This window comes from Shinella sp., from assembly GCF_052438155.1.
In the GTDB taxonomy this organism is placed as follows: Bacteria; Pseudomonadota; Alphaproteobacteria; order Rhizobiales; family Rhizobiaceae; genus Shinella.
The window spans coordinates 56,882-75,835 of the sequence record NZ_JBQVPI010000016.1; the positions used below are offsets into that span (position 1 = coordinate 56,882).

At 63.4% G+C, this 18,954-nt stretch carries 11 protein-coding genes; 7 read left to right on the forward strand and 4 right to left on the reverse strand.

Translation table 11 applies throughout. The features are described from left to right. Positions 1 to 134: 134 nt before the first annotated feature. A complete protein-coding gene (locus tag ACT6VE_RS23965) occupies positions 135 to 2,033 on the forward strand; it encodes a propionyl-CoA synthetase (RefSeq protein ID WP_444800872.1) in 1,899 nt (632 codons plus the stop codon). A gap of 75 nt (positions 2,034 to 2,108) precedes the next feature. On the opposite strand, the gene ACT6VE_RS23970 is transcribed toward ACT6VE_RS23965, so the two are convergent. Beyond that, positions 2,109 to 2,810, reverse strand: a complete 702-nt coding sequence (locus ACT6VE_RS23970) for a DUF1013 domain-containing protein (protein WP_444800873.1) — start codon at positions 2,808 to 2,810, stop codon at positions 2,109 to 2,111. A gap of 231 nt (positions 2,811 to 3,041) precedes the next feature. Between ACT6VE_RS23970 and acs the strand changes: the two genes are divergently transcribed. Beyond that, positions 3,042 to 4,997, forward strand: coding sequence for an acetate--CoA ligase (gene acs / locus ACT6VE_RS23975; protein WP_444800874.1), 1,956 nt, complete (start codon positions 3,042 to 3,044; stop codon positions 4,995 to 4,997). A gap of 180 nt (positions 4,998 to 5,177) precedes the next feature. Here the strand turns inward: acs and ACT6VE_RS23980 are convergent, their stop codons facing one another. After that, entirely contained in the window at positions 5,178 to 5,375 is a 198-nt protein-coding gene (locus tag ACT6VE_RS23980) for a DUF1674 domain-containing protein (protein ID WP_160861350.1), read from the reverse strand. A gap of 158 nt (positions 5,376 to 5,533) precedes the next feature. On the opposite strand from ACT6VE_RS23980, the gene htpX reads away from it, so the two are divergent. The 4 genes from htpX to purH all read left to right on the forward strand — a co-directional run bounded on the left by htpX (position 5,534) and on the right by purH (position 11,407). Continuing rightward, positions 5,534 to 6,499, forward strand: coding sequence for a zinc metalloprotease HtpX (htpX, locus tag ACT6VE_RS23985; protein WP_069060557.1), 966 nt, complete (start codon positions 5,534 to 5,536; stop codon positions 6,497 to 6,499). After that, entirely contained in the window at positions 6,496 to 7,902 is a 1,407-nt protein-coding gene (locus ACT6VE_RS23990) for an RsmB/NOP family class I SAM-dependent RNA methyltransferase (RefSeq protein WP_444800875.1), read from the forward strand. Before htpX ends, ACT6VE_RS23990 begins: the two co-directional genes overlap by 4 nt. 112 nt (positions 7,903 to 8,014) lie before the next feature. Beyond that, positions 8,015 to 9,697, forward strand: a complete 1,683-nt coding sequence (locus tag ACT6VE_RS23995) for a heparinase II/III family protein (RefSeq protein WP_444800876.1) — start codon at positions 8,015 to 8,017, stop codon at positions 9,695 to 9,697. Positions 9,698 to 9,796: 99 nt separating this feature from the next. Then, entirely contained in the window at positions 9,797 to 11,407 is a 1,611-nt protein-coding gene (purH, locus tag ACT6VE_RS24000; protein ID WP_444800877.1) for a bifunctional phosphoribosylaminoimidazolecarboxamide formyltransferase/IMP cyclohydrolase, read from the forward strand. Between the two features lie 96 nt (positions 11,408 to 11,503). Here the strand turns inward: purH and ACT6VE_RS24005 are convergent, their stop codons facing one another. Next, positions 11,504 to 12,889 carry an MFS transporter gene (locus ACT6VE_RS24005; protein ID WP_444800878.1) on the reverse strand — a complete coding sequence of 462 codons (1,386 nt, stop codon included), beginning with the start codon at positions 12,887 to 12,889 and terminating at the stop codon, positions 11,504 to 11,506. Between the two features lie 91 nt (positions 12,890 to 12,980). Continuing rightward, positions 12,981 to 17,762 (reverse strand): NAD-glutamate dehydrogenase, encoded by a 4,782-nt coding sequence (locus ACT6VE_RS24010; RefSeq protein ID WP_444800879.1) that lies wholly within the window; start codon positions 17,760 to 17,762, stop codon positions 12,981 to 12,983. 275 nt (positions 17,763 to 18,037) lie between these two features. Here ACT6VE_RS24010 and pdxY point away from each other — a divergent pair, with 275 nt between their 5' ends. Then, on the forward strand, positions 18,038 to 18,913 hold the full coding sequence (pdxY, locus tag ACT6VE_RS24015; RefSeq protein WP_444800880.1) for a pyridoxal kinase PdxY: 876 nt from the start codon (positions 18,038 to 18,040) through the stop codon (positions 18,911 to 18,913). Positions 18,914 to 18,954: the final 41 nt, after the last annotated feature.

Consider the following 18,954-nt stretch of genomic DNA (forward strand, 5'->3'; position numbering starts at 1 on the left):
CGCCTGTTCGATTTGATGAAGCGCAAGCGGCGGTTTTGTCGCTTAGGGCTTTCGTCTGGCTTTGCGAAAAGCCCTCCCTCTCCTATTCTCCCGATTGGAGGAGCCGGCCGCTTTATGGCCGGCGGGAGGAAGCGATGCACAAAAATTATGCCGAGACCTATCGGGCCTGGAAGGATGACCACGCGGGTTACTGGGCCGAGGCCGCGCGGGCGATCGACTGGTTCACGGAGCCAGTGAAGATTTTCGATGCCGACCAGGGCGTCTATGGACGCTGGTTTCCCGATGCGTTCAGCAACACCTGTCACAACTGCGTCGATCGGCATGTGGAGGCCGGTCGCGGTGATCAGGTCGCGCTGATCTACGACAGCCCGGTGACCGGCCGCAAGGCGCGCTACAGCTATGCCGACCTGCTGGTGCAGGTGAACGCCATGGCGGCGGTGCTTGTCGATCACGGTGTCGCGAAGGGCGACCGCGTCATCCTCTATATGCCGATGATCCCGGAAGCGATTTTCGCGATGCTCGCCTGCGCCCGCATCGGGGCGATCCATTCGGTGGTGTTCGGCGGTTTTGCAGCAAGTGAACTCGCGGCCCGCATCGACGATTCCACGGCGAAGCTCGTCGTCTCGGCGAGTTGCGGCGTCGAGCCCAATCGCATCATCGCTTACAAGCCGCTGCTCGATTCGGCGATCGAACTTGCGAAGCACAAGCCGGAGCATTGCCTCGTGCTGCAACGCGCGGAGCTCGCGGCAGACCTCACGTCCGGTCGGGATGTCGATCTCGGCGCGGCGCTGGAGGCTGCTGCGGGGCGCACGGTTGCCTGCGCATCGCTTGCCGCGACCGATCCGCTCTATATTCTCTACACGTCGGGCACGACCGGCCAGCCGAAGGGCGTGATCCGTGACAATGGCGGGCATATGGTGGCGCTCGCCTGGTCGATGGGCGCGCTCTACGGCGTGGCACCCGGCGAGGTCTATTGGGCGGCGTCGGATATCGGCTGGGTCGTCGGCCATTCCTATATCGTCTATGGGCCGCTGCTGAACGGCAGCACGACGGTGCTCTACGAGGGCAAGCCGGTCGGCACGCCGGATGCGGGCGCCTTCTGGCGCGTCGTCGAGGAGTACAAGGTCTCCGTGCTGTTTACGGCGCCGACAGCCTTCCGTGCGATCCGCAAGGAGGATCCGGAGGGTGTGTTCGTGAAACGGCACGATCTCTCCAGCCTGCGCGCGCTGTTCCTCGCCGGCGAGCGCGCCGATCCGGAAACGATCCGCTGGGCGGAAAGTGTGCTGGGCGTGCCGGTCATCGATCACTGGTGGCAAACGGAGACCGGCTGGGCGATTGTCGGCAACCCGCTTGGCCTCGATCCGCTGCCCGTGAAATATGGATCGCCGACCGTGCCGATGCCGGGCTACGAATTGCATGTGCTGGACGATGCCGGCCATGAGGTGCCGGCAGGCACGCTCGGCAATATCACGATAAAACTTCCCCTGCCCCCGGGCTGCCTGCCGACCTTCTGGAACGCCGACGAACGGTTTCACACGACCTGCCTTGCGGAGTTCCCCGGCTATTACAAGACGGCCGATGCGGGCTACCTCGATGAAGACGGGTATGTCTTCGTCATGGCTCGCACCGACGATATCATCAATGTCGCCGGTCATCGGCTGTCGACGGGCGCCATGGAAGAGGTTTGCGCCAGCCATCCGGACGTTGCCGAATGCGCCGTCATCGGTGTTGCCGATGCGGTGAAGGGACAGGTGCCTGCCGGCTTCCTCGTTCTGAAGAGCGGTGTTTCACGTGAATCATCGCTTGTGGAGCAGGAGGTCGTGGCACTGGTGCGCGAGCGTATCGGCCCCGTTGCGGCCTTCAAGACGGTGCTCTGCGTGAAGCGCCTGCCGAAAACGCGTTCGGGCAAGATCCTGCGCGGCACCATGCAGAAGATCGCCGACCGGGAAGAATGGAAGATGCCGGCGACGATCGACGATCCTGCTGTTCTCGATGAGATCGCCGAAGCGCTGTCGACACGGCGAATCGGCTAGCTGCCTTGCATACAGCCAAAGAAAAAGCCCGGTCGTCGAAACGGCCGGGCTTTTTGATGTGGTGTTCGACGGCGCTTAGAAGCGCTCGTCTTCATCCTCGTCGGGCGTTGCCGACTTCAGCGACTTGAGCTTGGCAAAGACGGCATCGGCGTCGATTTCCTTCTCTTCCTCGCGGTCGGTGCCGTAGGGCAGCTTTTCCGTTTCCTGCGTGGATTCGAGCGTCGCACCCAGTTCGGCGGCGGTCGGCAGCGGACGGCCCTTCGAGGCGCGTTCGACTTCGAGGTCGAGGTCGATCTGCGAGCACAGGCCAAGCGTCACCGGATCCATCGGCGTCAGGTTGGTCGAGTTCCAGTGGGTGCGTTCGCGGATCTGCTCGATCGTCGACTTGGTCGTGCCGACGAGACGCGAGATCTGCGCATCCTTCAGTTCCGCGTGGTTGCGCACCAGCCAGAGAATGGCGTTCGGGCGATCCTGACGCTTGGAGACCGGCGTGTAGCGCGGGCCCTTGCGCTTGGATTCCGGCACGCGAACCTTCGGTTCGGAAAGCTTGAGCTTGTGGTTCGGGTTGCCTTCCGCACGGGCGATTTCGTCGCGGGAAAGCTGGCCGGTCGAGATCGGATCAAGGCCCTTGATGCCCTGGGCCGATTCGCCGTCGGCGATCGCTTTCACTTCGAGCGGGTGCAGTTTGCAGAACGTGGCGATCTGGTCGAACGACAGCGCCGTGTTGTCAACAAGCCAGACGGCCGTTGCCTTGGGCATAAGCAGCTGTTGAGCCATGGATATAGTCCTCTTGTGCGTCCGCGCCGGTGTCGCGGGCCGTGGGTAGTAACCACTATGTTCCGGGAATTCGGCCCTCTATAACCTCACTGTCGCAGAAATGCAATTCTTCAAGAGACAAATGACCTTTGTCTAATTGCTCGAAGGATTTGAGCTGTTATGTATGGCGCAGGAGTTGCGGGGAGCCCGAGGAGATGCGGCATCCCGCCCATGCGCAGTGAGGAGGAATATATGTCCGCAAAGACCTATCCGGTCCTGAAATCCGCGAAAAGCCGAACGCTGATCGATAACGAAACCTATCAGAAATGGTATCGCGAGAGCGTCGAGAACCCGGAGCGTTTCTGGGACAAACACGGCATGCGGATCGACTGGTTCAAGCCCTATACCAAGGTCAAGAACACGTCGTTCACCGGCAAGGTCCCGATCAAGTGGTTCGAGGACGGCATCACCAACGTCTCCTACAATTGCATCGATCGCCACCTGAAGACGCATGGCGATCAGGTCGCCATCATCTGGGAAGGCGACAATCCCTATATCGACAAGAAGATCACCTATAACGAGCTTTACGAGCACGTCTGCCGCATGGCGAACGTGATGAAGAAGCACGGCGTCAAGAAGGGTGACCGCGTCACCATCTACATGCCGATGATCCCGGAAGCGGCCTATGCCATGCTCGCCTGCGCGCGCATCGGCGCCATTCACTCGATCGTCTTCGGCGGCTTCTCGCCGGATGCGCTGGCCGGCCGTATCGTCGACTGCGAATCGACCTTCGTCATCACCTGCGATGAGGGCGTGCGCGGCGGCAAGCCGATCCCGCTCAAGGAAAACACTGATACGGCGATCGACATCGCGGCGAAGAACCATGTCATCGTCAACAAGGTACTGGTCGTGCGCCGCACCGGCGGCAAGATCGGCTGGGCACCGGGTCGTGACATCTGGCATCACCAGGAAGTGCTGACCGTGCCGCGCGATTGTCCGCCGGCAAAGATGAAGGCGGAAGATCCGCTCTTCATCCTCTACACGTCCGGTTCGACCGGCAAGCCGAAGGGCGTGCTGCACACCACCGCCGGCTACCTCGTCTATGCCTCGATGACGCACAAATATGTCTTCGATTATCAGGATGGCGATATCTACTGGTGCACGGCCGATGTCGGCTGGGTCACCGGCCATTCCTACATCGTCTACGGCCCGCTGGCGAACCGCGCGACCACGCTGATGTTCGAAGGCGTGCCGAACTTCCCGGATGCCGGCCGCTTCTGGGAAGTGGTCGACAAGCACAAGGTCAACATCTTCTACACCGCGCCGACGGCGATCCGCGCGCTGATGGGCGCCGGCGATGCCTTCGTAAAACGTTCCTCGCGTGCGTCGTTGCGCCTGCTCGGTTCGGTCGGTGAGCCGATCAATCCGGAAGCCTGGGAATGGTACTACAACGTCGTCGGCGAGGGCCGCTCGCCGATCGTCGATACCTGGTGGCAGACGGAGACCGGTGGCATCCTCATCACGCCGCTGCCGGGCGCAACCGACCTCAAGCCGGGTTCGGCGACACGGCCGTTCTTCGGCATCAAGCCGCAGCTCGTCGACAATGAAGGCAATGTGCTGGAAGGGGTCGCCGACGGCAATCTCTGCATCACCGACAGCTGGCCGGGCCAGATGCGCACGGTGTACGGCGATCACAAGCGCTTCGTCGAAACCTATTTTTCGACCTACAAGGGCAAGTACTTCACCGGTGACGGCTGCCGGCGCGATGAGGACGGCTATTACTGGATCACCGGTCGCGTCGACGACGTGCTCAACATTTCCGGCCACCGCCTCGGCACGGCCGAAATCGAATCGGCGCTTGTCTCGCACCATCTGGTCTCGGAAGCCGCCGTCGTCGGTTATCCGCACGGCCTGAAGGGTCAGGGCATCTATTGCTACGTCTCACTGATGGCCGGCGAAGAAGGCAATGATGCGCTGCGCCAGGATCTGGTGAAGCATGTGCGTAAGGAGATTGGTCCGATCGCGACGCCGGACAAGATCCAGTTCTCCCCCGGCCTGCCAAAAACCCGTTCCGGCAAGATCATGCGCCGGATTCTGCGCAAGATCGCGGAGGACGATTTTGGCGCACTCGGGGACACTTCGACGCTTGCCGACCCGGCTGTCGTGGACGATCTGATCGCGAACCGGCAGAACAAGGCGGCTGGCTGATTGAATCGGCTGGGATAAATGCGAAACGGCGGCTTAGGCCGCCGTTTTCATTTGGAGAATTGCTTGCGGGAAAAACCTTTCCTCTCCTCTTCCGTCATCCTCGGGTCAAGCCCGACCATGACGAGGGCGAGGTGAGTGCCTCTGGCAAGGGCCGGTCATTCCTGAGCCGGATTCTTCCCCTCAGAAATCGATGGCCCGGCCGTTGACCTCCCAATCGCCGAAACGGGCCGGGTCCGCACCGCCGCGGCCGCCGACCTCGGGCGCCGGTTCAACCGGCTGCGCGGCCTTGCGCCGTTCCTCGGCTTCCTGGAGGGCGCGGAGTGCAGCGGGAGAAAGCACCTTGCGGCCGTCCGAATGATTGTCGTTGTCGTTCTGCATGAAAATCGGCATCCTTCCCGGATATTGAAGAATTCCTGTTCGCTTACCATCATATAAGAGCGTGACGGCGCTGTGGAAAGCGCTGATTCACGTGAAACACTCCCTTGACAACAGGGGAATGCACGCGGGCAACGAGACCCGACAGGAGCCGAAAACCTATGAACATCGTTCGCACAGCCATGCTTCTCGCCTTCATGACGGCGCTTTTCATGGGCGTGGGCCTGCTCATCGGCGGCAAGGGCGGCATGATGATCGCGCTGCTCATCGCCATCGCCATGAATTTCTTTTCCTACTGGAATTCCGACCGCATGGTTCTGTCCATGTACGGCGCCAAGGAGGTCGATGAACGCTCCGCGCCGGAATATTTCGGCATCGTGCGTGACCTCGCGAAACGCGCCGGCCTGCCCATGCCGCGGGTCTATGTCATCAACAGCGACCAGCCGAATGCCTTTGCGACCGGCCGCAATCCGCAGAATGCCGCCGTTGCCGCCTCGACAGGCCTGCTCCAGGCTTTGAGCTATGAAGAGGTGGCGGGCGTGATGGCGCACGAGCTCGCCCATATCCAGAACCGCGACACGCTGACCATGACGCTGACGGCGACAATTGCCGGTGCGATTTCGATGCTTGCCAACTTCGCCATGTTCTTCGGCGGTAGCGGCAACCGCGAAAACAGCAATCCGCTCGGCTTCATCGGCGTGCTGATCGCGATGATCGTCGCCCCCTTTGCCGCCATGCTGGTGCAGATGGCGATCAGCCGGACGCGCGAATATTCGGCCGACAAGCGCGGCGCGGAAATCTGCGGCAATCCGTTGTGGCTCTCTTCGGCACTCGGCAAGATCGCCGTCGCGGCGGGCCGCGTTCCGAACAACGATGCCGAGCGCAATCCGGCGACCGCGCATATGTTCATCATCAATCCGCTCTCGGGCGAACGCATGGACAACCTGTTTTCGACCCATCCGAACACCGAGAACCGCATCGCTGCCCTCGAGGAAATGGCCCGTGGCATGCAAGCGCGCTCGACGGAGCCTGTCCGGGCTGATAATCCCTCACGCAAATCGCGCTCCGTCCCGACGACGGGCTGGGGACGCGGTGGTTCCGAACCACCCAAGGGTCCCTGGTCTTGAGCGACGACAGAAAACACAGAGCACATCCAAACAGGCATCGCGGCGGCAAGGGGCGAGCCCCCGTGGAAGCGCCCGAGAGCCAGCCGGAAAAGCCGGGCCTGCGCGCCCGGCAGGCGGCCGCCAAGATCCTTGCGGCGGTCATCGACCGCCGGACGCCGCTCGACGGCATGCTGGACGCCGAAAACGGCAATCCGGCCTATCGGCAGCTCAATGACGCCGACCGTGCGCTCGTGCGCGCCATCATCAACTCGGCGCTGCGCCATCTCCCCCGCATCGATACCATCCTGGATTCGCTGGTCGGCACGCCACTGCCGGAGGGCGCGCGCGCCTTGCAGCACGCCCTGACGGTCGCCGCAGCGCAGATCCTCTATCTCGACGTGCCGGACCATTCGGCCGTCGACCTCGCCGTCGAGCAGGCGCAGCTCGATCCGCGCAACCGCCGTTTCGCCAGCCTCACCAATGCCGTGCTGCGCCGCCTGTCGCGCGAAAAGGCTTCGCACCTGGCGGCAACCCCTTCGATTCCCGTCATTCCGGACTGGTTCTATCAGCGGCTTATCGACATTTATGGGCGCGAGCATACGGGGCGCATCGCAGAAGCGCTTCTCGAACCCTCGGCCATCGACCTCACCGTCAAATCCGACCCGGAAGGCTGGGCGGCGCGGCTGGGCGGTCTCGTCCTGCCAACCGGTTCCGTGCGCCTGCCGGCCGCCTCCGGTGCCATTCCGGCGCTGGAAGGGTTTGACGCGGGCGAATGGTGGGTGCAGGACGCAGCGGCCAGCATTCCGGCAAAGCTGTTTGGCGATCTTGCCGGCAAGCGCGTTGCCGATCTCTGCGCTGCGCCCGGCGGAAAAACCGCGCAGCTGGCGCATGCCGGTGCCGAGGTCACGGCGCTCGACCAGTCCACCAACCGCCTGAAGCGGCTCATCGGCAATCTGGAGCGTTTGGCGCTTCCGGTGACGGCTGTGGAAGCAAACATGGCGGACTACCGTCCCGAAGAGCTTTTTGACGCCGTTCTGCTCGATGCACCCTGCTCGTCCACCGGCACGATCCGCCGCCATCCCGACGTGCTCTGGACCAAGGGTCCGGAAGACATCGAAAAACTTGCCCGTCTGCAGGAGCGCCTGCTGCGCCACGCGCTGACACTGGTAAAGCCCGGCGGCGTTCTCGTCTTCTCCAATTGCTCGCTCGATCCGAACGAAGGGGAAGAGACGGTCGCCCGCGTTCTCGCCGACAATCCGTCCTGGCAAATCGACCCCGTCGATCCTGCCGATTGGCCGGGCCTGGAATCGGCGATCTCGCCACGCGGCGAATTCCGCACGACACCCGCCATGTTGCCGGCGACCGAGACCCACGCCGGTGGTTTGGACGGATTTTACGCCGTGCGGCTGCGGAACGGCGGCTAAACGACAGATCCTCACGCCCTGCCTGGCCGCGTCATCAACAGTCCATCAGCTCCGATGAATTGACGCGGCTTGCCGCATCAGCCTACCTATAGGAAGGAGGCATTCGTTAACCATGCAGCTTTCCGACCGGCAACGGCTTCTCTATCTGTATTTGCGTGAGGGTTGGCGCCGGTTCTCGCGGCGGCTTGCCTTGGGCCGAATCAGCGCCATGCGGTTTTCCGGCAGTGCGCCGGATCGCCTGATCGTTGCGCCAACGGACCTGCATCCGGCCGATTCTTTCGCCGGCGAAGAAATTTCCGCCGGCCGGTTTCCTCTGGCCGGTCGTGTTCTGGAGTGCGAGGGCGATTCGCCCTTCGCGCTGGAGCTTCCCTCGGAAGAGTTCGCCGTCCGCCTGCATTCGTTCGGCTGGTTGCGCCATATGCGCCTCGTCGATCCGGAAAAGGCAGCACAGACCTCGCGCTTCATCGTCGACGACTGGCTGCAAAGCCATGGCCGCGTCATCGGCGGCCTCGCCTGGCGGCCGGATGTCGCTGCGCAACGCATCATCGCCTGGCTTTCCCATTCGCCGGTCGTACTGAAGGATGCCGACTATCCGTTCTATCGCCGCTTCCTGAAGAGTCTCGCCTTCCAGGTGCGTTATCTTCGGCACGTCGCCGATACGACGCGCGATGGCGAGCCGCGGCTCAGGGTGCGCATTGCCCTTGCCATGGCCTCCATCGCCATGCCGGCCACTGCCTCGCGGATGCGCAAGGCTGCACGCCATCTCGATGAGGAGCTTGACCGGCAGATTCTTGCCGATGGCGGTCATTGCTCGCGCAATCCACGGGCGGCCCTCGATCTGCTGCTTGACCTGCTGCCGCTGCGCCAGACCTATGTCAATCTCGGCCATGATATGCCGGCGCAGCTCATTCCCTGCATCGATCGCATCTATCCGGCGCTGCGTTTCTTCCGCCATCAGGGCGGTGAACTCGCTCTGTTCAATGGCGCCACCTACACGCTGGCAAACGAGTTGATGTCCGCGCTGCGCTACGACGAGACGGGCGGCGCGCCATTCAAGGCGCTCCCGTCCATCAACTACGATCGCCTCGCGGTGAAGGAGACCGTCGTCCTGATGGATACCGGCCTGCTGAAAGCGGTCGATCTGTCCGCGACGGCGTCTGCGGGAACGCTTTCGATCGAGATGTCGTCCGGCAAAAACCGCTTCATCATCAATTCCGGCCGACCGCGATTTGCCGGAGAGGCACTGCGCCAGCTGTCGCGCACGACGGCGGCCCATTCGGTCGCCACCTTGAACGATACTTCGTCGTCGCGCATTTCCAGCTCGCGGTTTCTTGGGCCGATCATCATCGGCGGCGTCAAGACGGTCGATGTCTCCCGCACCGAACGCGAATCCGGCGCCGATAGCCTGACGGCCAGCCATGACGGCTACCTGAAGCGCTTCGGCCTGCTCTACGAGCGGGATATCCTCGTTGCGGCCACAGGCAGCGAGATTCGTGGCCGGGAGCGTTTCTTCAAGCCGAACGACCCGAACGGCACCATCGAAAAGGGCCAGGCGGTGGTGCGTTTCCATATCCACCCGACCATCCAGCTCTATCGCGCATCCTCGAACGAGACCCGACTGGTCGCGCCGGATGGCGAGGCCTGGGCGCTGACCTGCGTCGATGTGCCGGTCGAGGAGGAAGAGGACGTCTTCTTCGCCGATCCCTCCGGCGTGAGGACGTCGCGCCAGCTGACGCTGACCATGCCGCTCAATACGGTGCCCGAAGTTCAGTGGTCGCTGGTGCGACAGCGCTGAATTGCGGGCGTTTGCCGTTTTCTCCGGGCGACGGCTGTGATAACGGGGCGCATGACCATCCGGCCCCCCTCCCGCGGGCCGTCAGAACGGAGCGCCCCCATGGCCGTTGTTTCCAAGAAAATCCCCGCCCCTGACCGTGTTGCCGTGCGCACCGCGCTTCTTTCTGTCTCCGACAAGGCGGGCATCGTCGATCTCGCCAGCGCGCTCGCCGACCAGGGCGTACGCCTGCTGTCGACCGGCGGCACGCACAAGGCGCTGAGCGACGCTGGCCTTGCGGTGACCGACGTGTCCGAGGTCACGGGCTTTCCGGAAATCATGGACGGCCGCGTCAAGACGCTGCATCCCTCCGTGCATGGCGGCCTGCTGGCGATCCGTGACGATGCGGAGCATGTCGAGGCGATGAAGGCGCATGGCATCGATGCGATCGATCTTGCTATCATCAACCTCTATCCGTTCGAAGAAGTGCGCGCCAAGGGCGGCGACTATCCGACAACCGTCGAGAACATCGATATCGGCGGCCCGGCGATGATCCGCGCGTCCGCCAAGAACCATGCCTATGTGACTGTTGTCACCGATCCGGCCGACTACCCTGCCCTGCTGGAAGAACTGGCTGATGGCTCGACCACCTATGCATTCCGCCAGCGCCTCGCGGCCAAGGCCTATGCCCGCACTGCGGCCTATGACGCGGCGATCTCCAACTGGTTTGCCGAAGTGCTCGACATCGCCATGCCGCGTCACCGCGTGCTCGGCGGCGTGCTCAAGGAAGCGATGCGCTACGGCGAGAACCCGCACCAGAAGGCCGGTTTCTACGTCACAGGTGAGAACCGCCCCGGCGTTGCGACGGCGACGCTGCTGCAGGGAAAGCAGCTTTCCTACAACAATATCAACGATACGGATGCCGCTTTCGAGCTGGTTGCCGAGTTCCTGCCGGAAAACGGCCCGGCCTGTGCGATCATCAAGCATGCCAATCCCTGCGGCGTTGCCACCGGCAAGACGCTGAAGGATGCTTACGCGCGGGCGCTGGCCTGTGATCCGGTCTCCGCCTTCGGCGGCATCATCGCGCTCAACACGACGCTCGACGGCGAGACGGCGGAAGAGATCGTCAAGCTCTTTACCGAAGTCATCATCGCGCCGGACGCGGACGAGACGGCGCGCGCCATCATTGCCGGCAAGCCGAACCTGCGCCTTCTGGTCACCGGCGGGCTGCCCGATCCGCGCGTGCCGGGCCTCTCCGCCAAGACGGTCTCTGGCGGCCTGCTCGTGCAGAACCGCGACAACGGCATGGTCGAGGATCTCGAACTCAAGGTCGTCACCAAGCGGGCACCGACGGCGCAGGAACTGGTCGACATGAAGTTCGCCTTCAAGGTCGCCAAGCACGTCAAGTCGAATGCCGTGGTCTATGCCAAGGATGGCCAGACGGCGGGCATCGGCGCCGGCCAGATGAGCCGCGTGGATTCCGCCCGCATTGCCGGGCTGAAAGCGGAAGAGGCTGCCAGGGCGATGGGCCTTGCGGAGCCGTTGACACGCGGCTCGGCCGTGGCTTCCGAAGCCTTTTTGCCCTTCGCCGATGGCCTGCTTTCGGCGATTGCCGCCGGTGCGACCGCCGTCATCCAGCCGGGCGGCTCGATGCGTGATGCGGAAGTGATTGCGGCGGCCGATGAGGCCGGTGTGGCCATGGTCTTCACCGGCATGCGCCACTTCCGGCACTAAGTTTTCGCATGTCGTTTTCGCAAAACCACTTCACACTTTTGCGCGACATGCTTTGAGCCGGAATCGAAACGCCCCGCTTGCGGGGCGTTTTGCGTTTCAGGTGTTCACCCTGTTGGCCGGATAGGGCGTGCGCAGCAAAAGCAGGAAGCCGACGACGAGGAAGGCGATGAGCGCCATCATGCCGATGCGGGCGGAGCCCGTTGCCGTGGTGATGAGCGCGACCGAGAGCGGTGCAAGGAAGGACGTGGCGCGGCCCGAGAGAGCATAGAGGCCGAAGTAGCGGCCGGCTTCTTCGGGATGGATGCTCTGGGCGAGATAGGACCGGGCGGAGGCCTGGACGGGGCCGAAGGCGACGCCGATCAGCAGGCCGTAGAGGATATAGGCCTTTTCCGCTGCCGTGGCGAAGAGACCACCGGAATCGGCCGTCGACAGCGGGATGAGGCCGAACAGGGTGAAGCCGGGGCCGGTGGAGACGATGCCTATCGTCGCGATGGTCAGGCAGACGAGGCTCATCACCACGACGGTTTTCGAGCCGAGACGCGTGTCGAGCCGGCTGGCATAGAGGCAGCCGCCGATGGCGACGACGTTGAGGATGATGCCATAAATGCCGAGTTCAAACGTCTGCCAGGCGAACATGCCGGCGGCAAAGGTGCCGCCGAGCGCCAGCAGGCCATTGACCCCGTCCTGATAGATCATGCGGGCGACGAGGAAGCGCAGGATGCCCGGTTTGCCGCGGAGGTCGCGCAGCGTGGCGGTGAGGTCGGCAAAGCCGGCGCGCACGGCGGCGGCGATCGGCAGTCCTTTGCTTTGATCCGGCGTGAAGAAGAACATCGGCAGGATGAAGACGAAATACCACAGCGCCGAAATCGGCCCGGTGATGCGGGCGTCTTCGCCGGTCGCGGGATCGAGACCGAAAAGGGGTGCAATGCCGATGGCGGTCTTGCCTGTTTCCGGATTGGCGGCGAGAAGGGCGACCACCGCGATCAGAACGATCATGCCGCCGAGATAACCGAGGCCCCAGGCGATGTTGGAGATACGGCCGGTATCTTCCGGACGCACGAGGCGCGGCATCATCGAATCGTTGAAGACGATGGAGAATTCGGCCGCGACCGTTGCCAGCACGATCATCGCCATGGCGTAGAGCAGGCTGCTGCCCGGTGCCGCATACCAGAGTGCCGCGAGTGACAGGATTTTGATCATCGCGAAGACCGCGATCCACGGTTTACGCGCGCCGGAGGCGTCGGCGATCGAGCCCATGATCGGGGCGAGCAGCGCAATCACGATGCCGGAAATGGTGAGCGTATAGCTCCAGGCTGCCTGGCCGGCGGCGTGGTCCTCGGTCAGGCGCGAGACCAGATAGGGGCCGAAGATGAAGGTGGTGATGACCGTGAAAAAGGGCTGTGCCGCCCAGTCGAACAGCATCCAGCCCGTAATACCGAGACGGCCTACGCGCGGCTCCCGGCTTTCCACGACATCCGTCATCGCCCCTCCTGAAACGCGGGGCGAAGACTGAGCGCCCGTCCGCAAGCCGGCTAATGAAGCTTATGCTCCATCAGCCGGCATCGGGACTGTGTCATTTCGCCCGTTCCTGTGCAAGGTCGCTGAGGATGCCCGCGGCGACGCTGACCTTGGCGAGCGTGGCTTCGCCGGCTTCGATCAGCGCGGAGAGATTTGCTGTCACACGGGCGAGCTTCTTCTCGTCCGCCTGCTGCCAGGCCGCGAGCGGCGCCTTGTCGCCCTTGTGGCGCGTCAGGACGACCGTCGCGAGGTCGCGGCGGGCATTGGCGATGTCGGTAAGGCTGCGTTGCAGGGCGAGCGCCTCGTAGAGATCGCCGGTCGGGATGCGGCTTGCCGCCGAAAGCAGCCGGCCGATATTGAGCGTCGAACTGATGCCGGCGAAGGTTTGCGCCGTCTTGCCCAGCGTGTCGCCCGTCGCCCCGGCAATCAGCATGATCTCCGGCACGAAGGCCAGCATGGAGAGCGTGGCAATCTCTTCCGCCAGATCCGCCGGCACGCCCTCGTCCTCATAGGCATGCGCCTTGCGACGGGCTTCGTCGCCGGCCGCTTCCGAGATCAGTGTCGAGAGATGCGGGCGAAGCTGCTTCAGCGCCTGCTTCAGCTTGTGCACCGCCTGCTCCATCGAGCCCGACACCGCGCTCGTCGTCAAAAGCAGGCTTGTGACGGTGGCGTAGATGCGGCCGATCTCCTCATAGAGTTCGTTCTGCACGGAACCGGCAACCAGCGTGTCCAGCGCGTCGACGCCGGCATAGAGCGCCGAGAGACCGTAGCCGTCGCGGGCGATGACGGCGGCTTTCACGGCATCCGCCGGGCCGAAGCCGGTGCCGTCGGTCAGCGTGGTGATGAAGGCCGGGCCGCCGCGGTTGATCACTTCGTTGGCGAGGATGGTCGCGATGATTTCGCGGCGCAGGCGATGCGAACGGATGTCGTCCGCATAGGTCTTCTGCATCTTCGCCGGGAAGTAGCTCATCAGCGTCGGTTCGAAATAGGGCTCATCCGGCAGGCCCGTGTGGACGATTTCATCGAACAGCACGAGCTTGGCGTAGGAGAGCAACACCCCGATCTCCGGCCGCGTCAGCGGCTTGCCGGCCTGGTAGCGTTCCGCCACCGTCCGGTCGTCCGGCAGGGTCTCGACCTTGCGGTTGAGCTGGCCGGCAGCTTCCAGGCGGTCCATCAGCCGCGTTAGCGGCGCGCGATTGGCAATACCCTGCTTTTCGATCAACGAGATCGCCAGCGATTGCAGGTAGTTGTTGCGCAGCACGAGGTGGCCCACCTCGTCCGTCATCGAGGCGAGCAGCACGTTGCGCTTGGCGCGCGTCAGCCGCTCGTCACGCATGGCCGAAGCGAGCGCGATCTTGATGTTGACCTCGACGTCCGACGAATTCACGCCGGCCGAGTTGTCGATGGCGTCGGAATTGCTGCGCCCGCCCTTGAGGCCGAAGGCGATGCGGCCGCGCTGGGTGACGCCGAGGTTTGCGCCCTCGCCGATTACCTTGGCGCGTACGTCCTCGCCGACGATGCGGATCGGATCGTTGGCGCGGTCGCCGACTTCCGCGTCCGTCTCGTTCTGGCCGCGGATATAGGTGCCGATGCCGCCGAACCACATCAGGTCGACCGGCGCCTTCAGGATCGCCGTCATGATCTCGAACGGCGTGGCCTTGGCCTTGTCGATGCCGATGACCGCCATGGCTTCCGCCGTCAGTGTCACGGATTTTTCCGTGCGCGGGATGATCATCGCGCCCTTGGAGAGCACGGACCGATCATAGTCCTGCCAGCTTGAGCGCGGCAGGGCGAACATGCGGCGGCGCTCGGCGAAGGACGTATCGGTATCCGGATTCGGATCGATGAAGATGTCGCGGTGGTCGAAGGCCGCGAGGAGCCGGATCTTTCGCGACAGCAGCATGCCGTTGCCAAAAACGTCGCCCGACATGTCGCCGACACCGGCGACGGTAAAGGGCGCCTTCTGGATGTCGACGTTCATCTCGCGGAAGTGGCGCTTGACGGTTTCCCAGGCGCCGCGGGCGGTGATGCCCATCTTCTTGTGGTCGTAGCCGGCGGAACCGCCCGATGCAAAGGCGTCGTCGAGCCAGAAGCCGGCTTCCTGCGCCAGCCCGTTCGCGGTGTCGGAGAAGGTCGCCGTGCCCTTGTCGGCGGCGACGACGAAATAGGGATCGTCACCGTCGAGGCGCACCGTATCGGCCGGCGGCACGATGTCCGGGCCGACAATGTTGTCGGTGACAGAGAGCAGCGTGCGGATATAGGTCTTGTAGGCCTCGGTACCGGCCTTGAAGATAGCATCGCGGGTGCCACCAACCGGCAGCTGCTTCGGATAGAAGCCGCCCTTGGCGCCGACCGGCACGATGACCGAGTTCTTCACCTGCTGCGCCTTGACGAGGCCCAGCACTTCCGTGCGGTAGTCCTGCGCGCGGTCCGACCAGCGCAGGCCGCCGCGGGCGACCTTGCCGAAGCGCAGGTGCACGCCCTCGACCTCGGCGCCGTAGACGAAGATTTCGCGGAAGGGGCGCGGTTCCGGCAGGCCGTCCAGCGCCTTCGGATCGAGCTTGATCGCCAGCGTCTTGCGCGGCTTGCCGTCGGCATCGCGCTGGAAATAGTTGGTGCGCAGCGTCGCCTGGATGGCGTTGACGTAGCGGCGGAGAATTCTGTCCTCGTCGAGGCTCGGCACGTTGGCCAGGGCTTCTTCGATCGCCGTCGCCGTTTCACCGGTCTTCTTCTCGCGCTGGCGGTCCGAAAACTTCGGGTCGAGGCGGGTCTTGAACAGGCGGAAGAGATTGGAGGCGATCGCCGGATATTTGTTGAGCGTATCGGCAATGTAGCCCTGCGAATAGGCAATGCCGGTCTGGCGCAGATAGCGCGAATAGGTGCGCAGCGCCATGATCTCGCGGGCGGAAAGCCCGCCGGTCAGGATGAGGCGGTTCAGCGCATCGTCGTCCACCTCGCCGTGCCAGGCCCCAAGGAAGGCTTCTTCCAGCATCGGGCTCAGCTTGGCGAGGTTGATCTCGATGCCGTCGCGGTGTTTCAGCTCCATGTCATGCAGGATGACGCGGCGCTGTTCGCCATCGAGACCCACGACAGAGAGGTCGTGCGTCTGTTCGCTGATGACGTTGAAGCCGAGGTTTTCCAGCAGTGGCACGCGCTTCGACAGCGAGACCGGTTCGTTGGCGTGGAAGATCTTCAGCTCGACGGAGCTGAGGTCCGCGTTCCAGGCCTTGCGGTAGAAGGCGATGCTGATCGGGTTTTCGGATGTTGCCGTGGTAATGAGGGCAAGGTCGGCATGCGCCTCGGCGGGCGTGAAATCTTCCTGGTACCCGCGGTCGGCGACCAGTCGCAGGCCATCGGCATTGGAGAGTGCTTCGAAACGGTCGGTCCAGCGGGTGGCGATTTCGCGCACGGCCTGCTCGAGTTTCGACTGCGGGATGCGCGGCGTCTTGCCGCCGGAGCGGCCGACGATGAAATGCACACGGGCAAGGCCGCCTTCCGGGAAAGCCGGGTAATAGGCGGAGACGCGGCCGTCATAAGCCGACTTCAGATAGTTGCCGATCTTTTCGCGCACATCCGAATCGTATTGCTCGCGCGGCACATAGACGATCACCGAGACGAAACGGTCGAAGCGGTCGATGCGCGGCAGCACGCGGATGCGCGGCCGGTCGGACAGTTCGTTGATCTGTTCGCAGAAGGTGGCAAGCAGGCCGGTGTCGATCTGGAAGAGATCGTCACGCGGATAGGATTCCAGCGTGTTGATCAGCATCTTGCCGGAATGGCTCTTCGGATCGTAGCCGAAATGCTCGACGACACCCGCCACCTTGGACCGCAGAAGCGGGATCTGGCCGGCAGCATGGGTATAGGCGGTGGAGGTAAAGAGGCCAACGATGCGCAGCTCGCCGATCACCTTGCCCTTTTCGTTGAAGCGCTTGAGGCCGACATAATCCATATAGGCACGACGGTGCACGACGGATTTCACATTGGCCTTGGTGACGATCAGCAGATCCGGGCCTTCGAGGAATTCCAGGATTTCCGGGGTCGTCGTCACGGCGTCCTTGCCGAGGCGCAGCACGCGGACGTCCGGGTCGGCGAGAATGCCGAGGCCTTCGCCGCCGCGCTCCACCGTCGCCTGCTCGCCCTTGCCGGAATAGCTGTATTCACGCATGCCGAGGAAGGTGAAGTTGTTGCCGCGCAGCCAGGTCAGGAAGGCGAGCGCCTCGTCCTTGTCGGCCTTGGCTTTGGCATAGCGCTCCATGTCGGCCATGGCGCTGTCGAGCTTTTCGACCATGGAAGGCCAGTCATCGACGGCGAGATGGACCTGGTGGAGCACGTTGCCGATACGCTCCGTGAGCGATGCCGCCTCATTGGGCGCAAGCTCGGAAAGGTGGATCTCGATATGGCTGACCCGTTGCGTCGGCTCGCTTTCCTCGTCCGGCGAGAAGAGTTTTGGCGCTTCGCCCGGTTTCACCACGAGGATGGGGTGGATTGCGAGATGCACGTCGCGATGCGTGCTCGTCACTTCGCCCATTACCGAATCATAGAGAAACGGCTGGTTGCGGTCTGTGACGGAAAGCACGGAGACCGGCTGGCCCAGGGGCCGGACGTCAGGTAGCGTGGTGACGGTGACACGCGGCGCGGAACCGTCCCAGGCCTCGATTTCGGCCATGGCATGGGCGGCGGCGGCGGCCAGCATTTCGCCGGTATAGTGCTCGATGTCGTCCTTGCTGGCACGACCGAAGAGAATGTCCGGGTTCAGCGTCTTCGCGCCGAGGGCGGCGGCTGCGGCCTTTGCGGCCTCGATGTGTTTTTCTCGTTTCACGTTGGTCCTGGCACCCATGGAAGTTCCCCTAGAATCCGATCGCCGGACGTTAGCAGAAGAAAAAATACGCGCGACGAAATTTGTGCATTTGCGAGAAAATTCAATCGATTTTGTCCGGAATAGGTCAGTTTTGCTGACGTTTTGACGTTAAATCGGCCTTTTTTCGCCGAAAAGCAGCCAAAAACCGGCCGAAGCCGTTCCATGTTGCCCTGCAGCGACAGGCGCTTGGCACGGCGGGCGTTGACAGGAAAACACCCCCTTGTCATCACTCGAATGGAACGAGGGAGCAGGCAATGACCGAGAGCGACAAGGGCACCGTCATCGTCATTTCGAGCCATGTGGTGCGCGGCACGGTCGGCAACCGGGCTGCCGTCTTCGCGCTCGAAACGCTCGGCCATCCGGTCTGGGCGCTGCCGACGGTCATTCTGCCCTGGCATCCCGGCCACGGAAAATCGACGCGGGTGGCGATTTCGGCGGATGATTTCGACGCGATGATTTCCGATCTCATCCGTGCACCATGGCGCGGCGAGGTGAAGGCCGTCTTGTCCGGCTATCTCGGTAGCGCGGCGCAGGCTCATTCCGTGGCGCGGCTGGTAGAAAGCCTTCGTGCGGACAATCCCGATCTTCTTTACATGTGCGATCCGGTCTGCGGCGATGAGAATGGGCTCTATATTGCGGAAGAAACGGCGGTGGCGATCCGCGACAGCCTGATCCCGCTCGCCTCGATCGCCACACCCAACCGTTTCGAGCTGGCCTGGCTTGCCGGCGCGCCGCTTGAGACCAACAATGCGATCATCGATGCGGCACTGTCGCTCGGCCCCGCCCGCATGCTTGTCACCTCTTCACTGCCGCTGATGGCTGGCAGCACGGGCAATCTCTATCTTTCCGGCCGCAGCGCGCTTCTTGCGGAACACCGGCTTGTGCCGAACCCGCCGAACGGCACCGGCGATCTTCTTGCCGCCATCTTCCTCTCGCGGCTGATGGAAAACCTGCCGGAAGAGCGTGCGCTGATGATGGCGACGGCCAGCGTTTTCGAAATCGTCGCGCGCACCGCCAAGCGCGGCGCCGACGAGCTGACTCTGGAGCAGGACGCCTCCAGCATCTCGACGCCCATGGCCATGGTGCAGATGCGCCGCCTCGTGCACCCGGCGCAGACGCGACGGTCCTAATGCGCCTTGCGCCCTGCCCTTCGGAGTGGTTTATGCACTTC

Coding starts and splice junctions, on each gene's coding strand:
- ACT6VE_RS23965 (WP_444800872.1), top strand. CDS start 135: ATGCACAAAAATTATGCCGAGACCTATCGGGCCTGGAAGGATGACCAC.
- ACT6VE_RS23970 (WP_444800873.1), bottom strand. CDS start 2,810: ATGGCTCAACAGCTGCTTATGCCCAAGGCAACGGCCGTCTGGCTTGTT.
- purH (WP_444800877.1), top strand. CDS start 9,797: ATGGCCGTTGTTTCCAAGAAAATCCCCGCCCCTGACCGTGTTGCCGTG.
- ACT6VE_RS24005 (WP_444800878.1), bottom strand. CDS start 12,889: ATGACGGATGTCGTGGAAAGCCGGGAGCCGCGCGTAGGCCGTCTCGGT.
- acs (WP_444800874.1), top strand. CDS start 3,042: ATGTCCGCAAAGACCTATCCGGTCCTGAAATCCGCGAAAAGCCGAACG.
- ACT6VE_RS23980 (WP_160861350.1), bottom strand. CDS start 5,375: ATGCAGAACGACAACGACAATCATTCGGACGGCCGCAAGGTGCTTTCT.
- ACT6VE_RS24010 (WP_444800879.1), bottom strand. CDS start 17,762: ATGGGTGCCAGGACCAACGTGAAACGAGAAAAACACATCGAGGCCGCA.
- ACT6VE_RS23995 (WP_444800876.1), top strand. CDS start 8,015: ATGCAGCTTTCCGACCGGCAACGGCTTCTCTATCTGTATTTGCGTGAG.
- htpX (WP_069060557.1), top strand. CDS start 5,534: ATGAACATCGTTCGCACAGCCATGCTTCTCGCCTTCATGACGGCGCTT.
- pdxY (WP_444800880.1), top strand. CDS start 18,038: ATGACCGAGAGCGACAAGGGCACCGTCATCGTCATTTCGAGCCATGTG.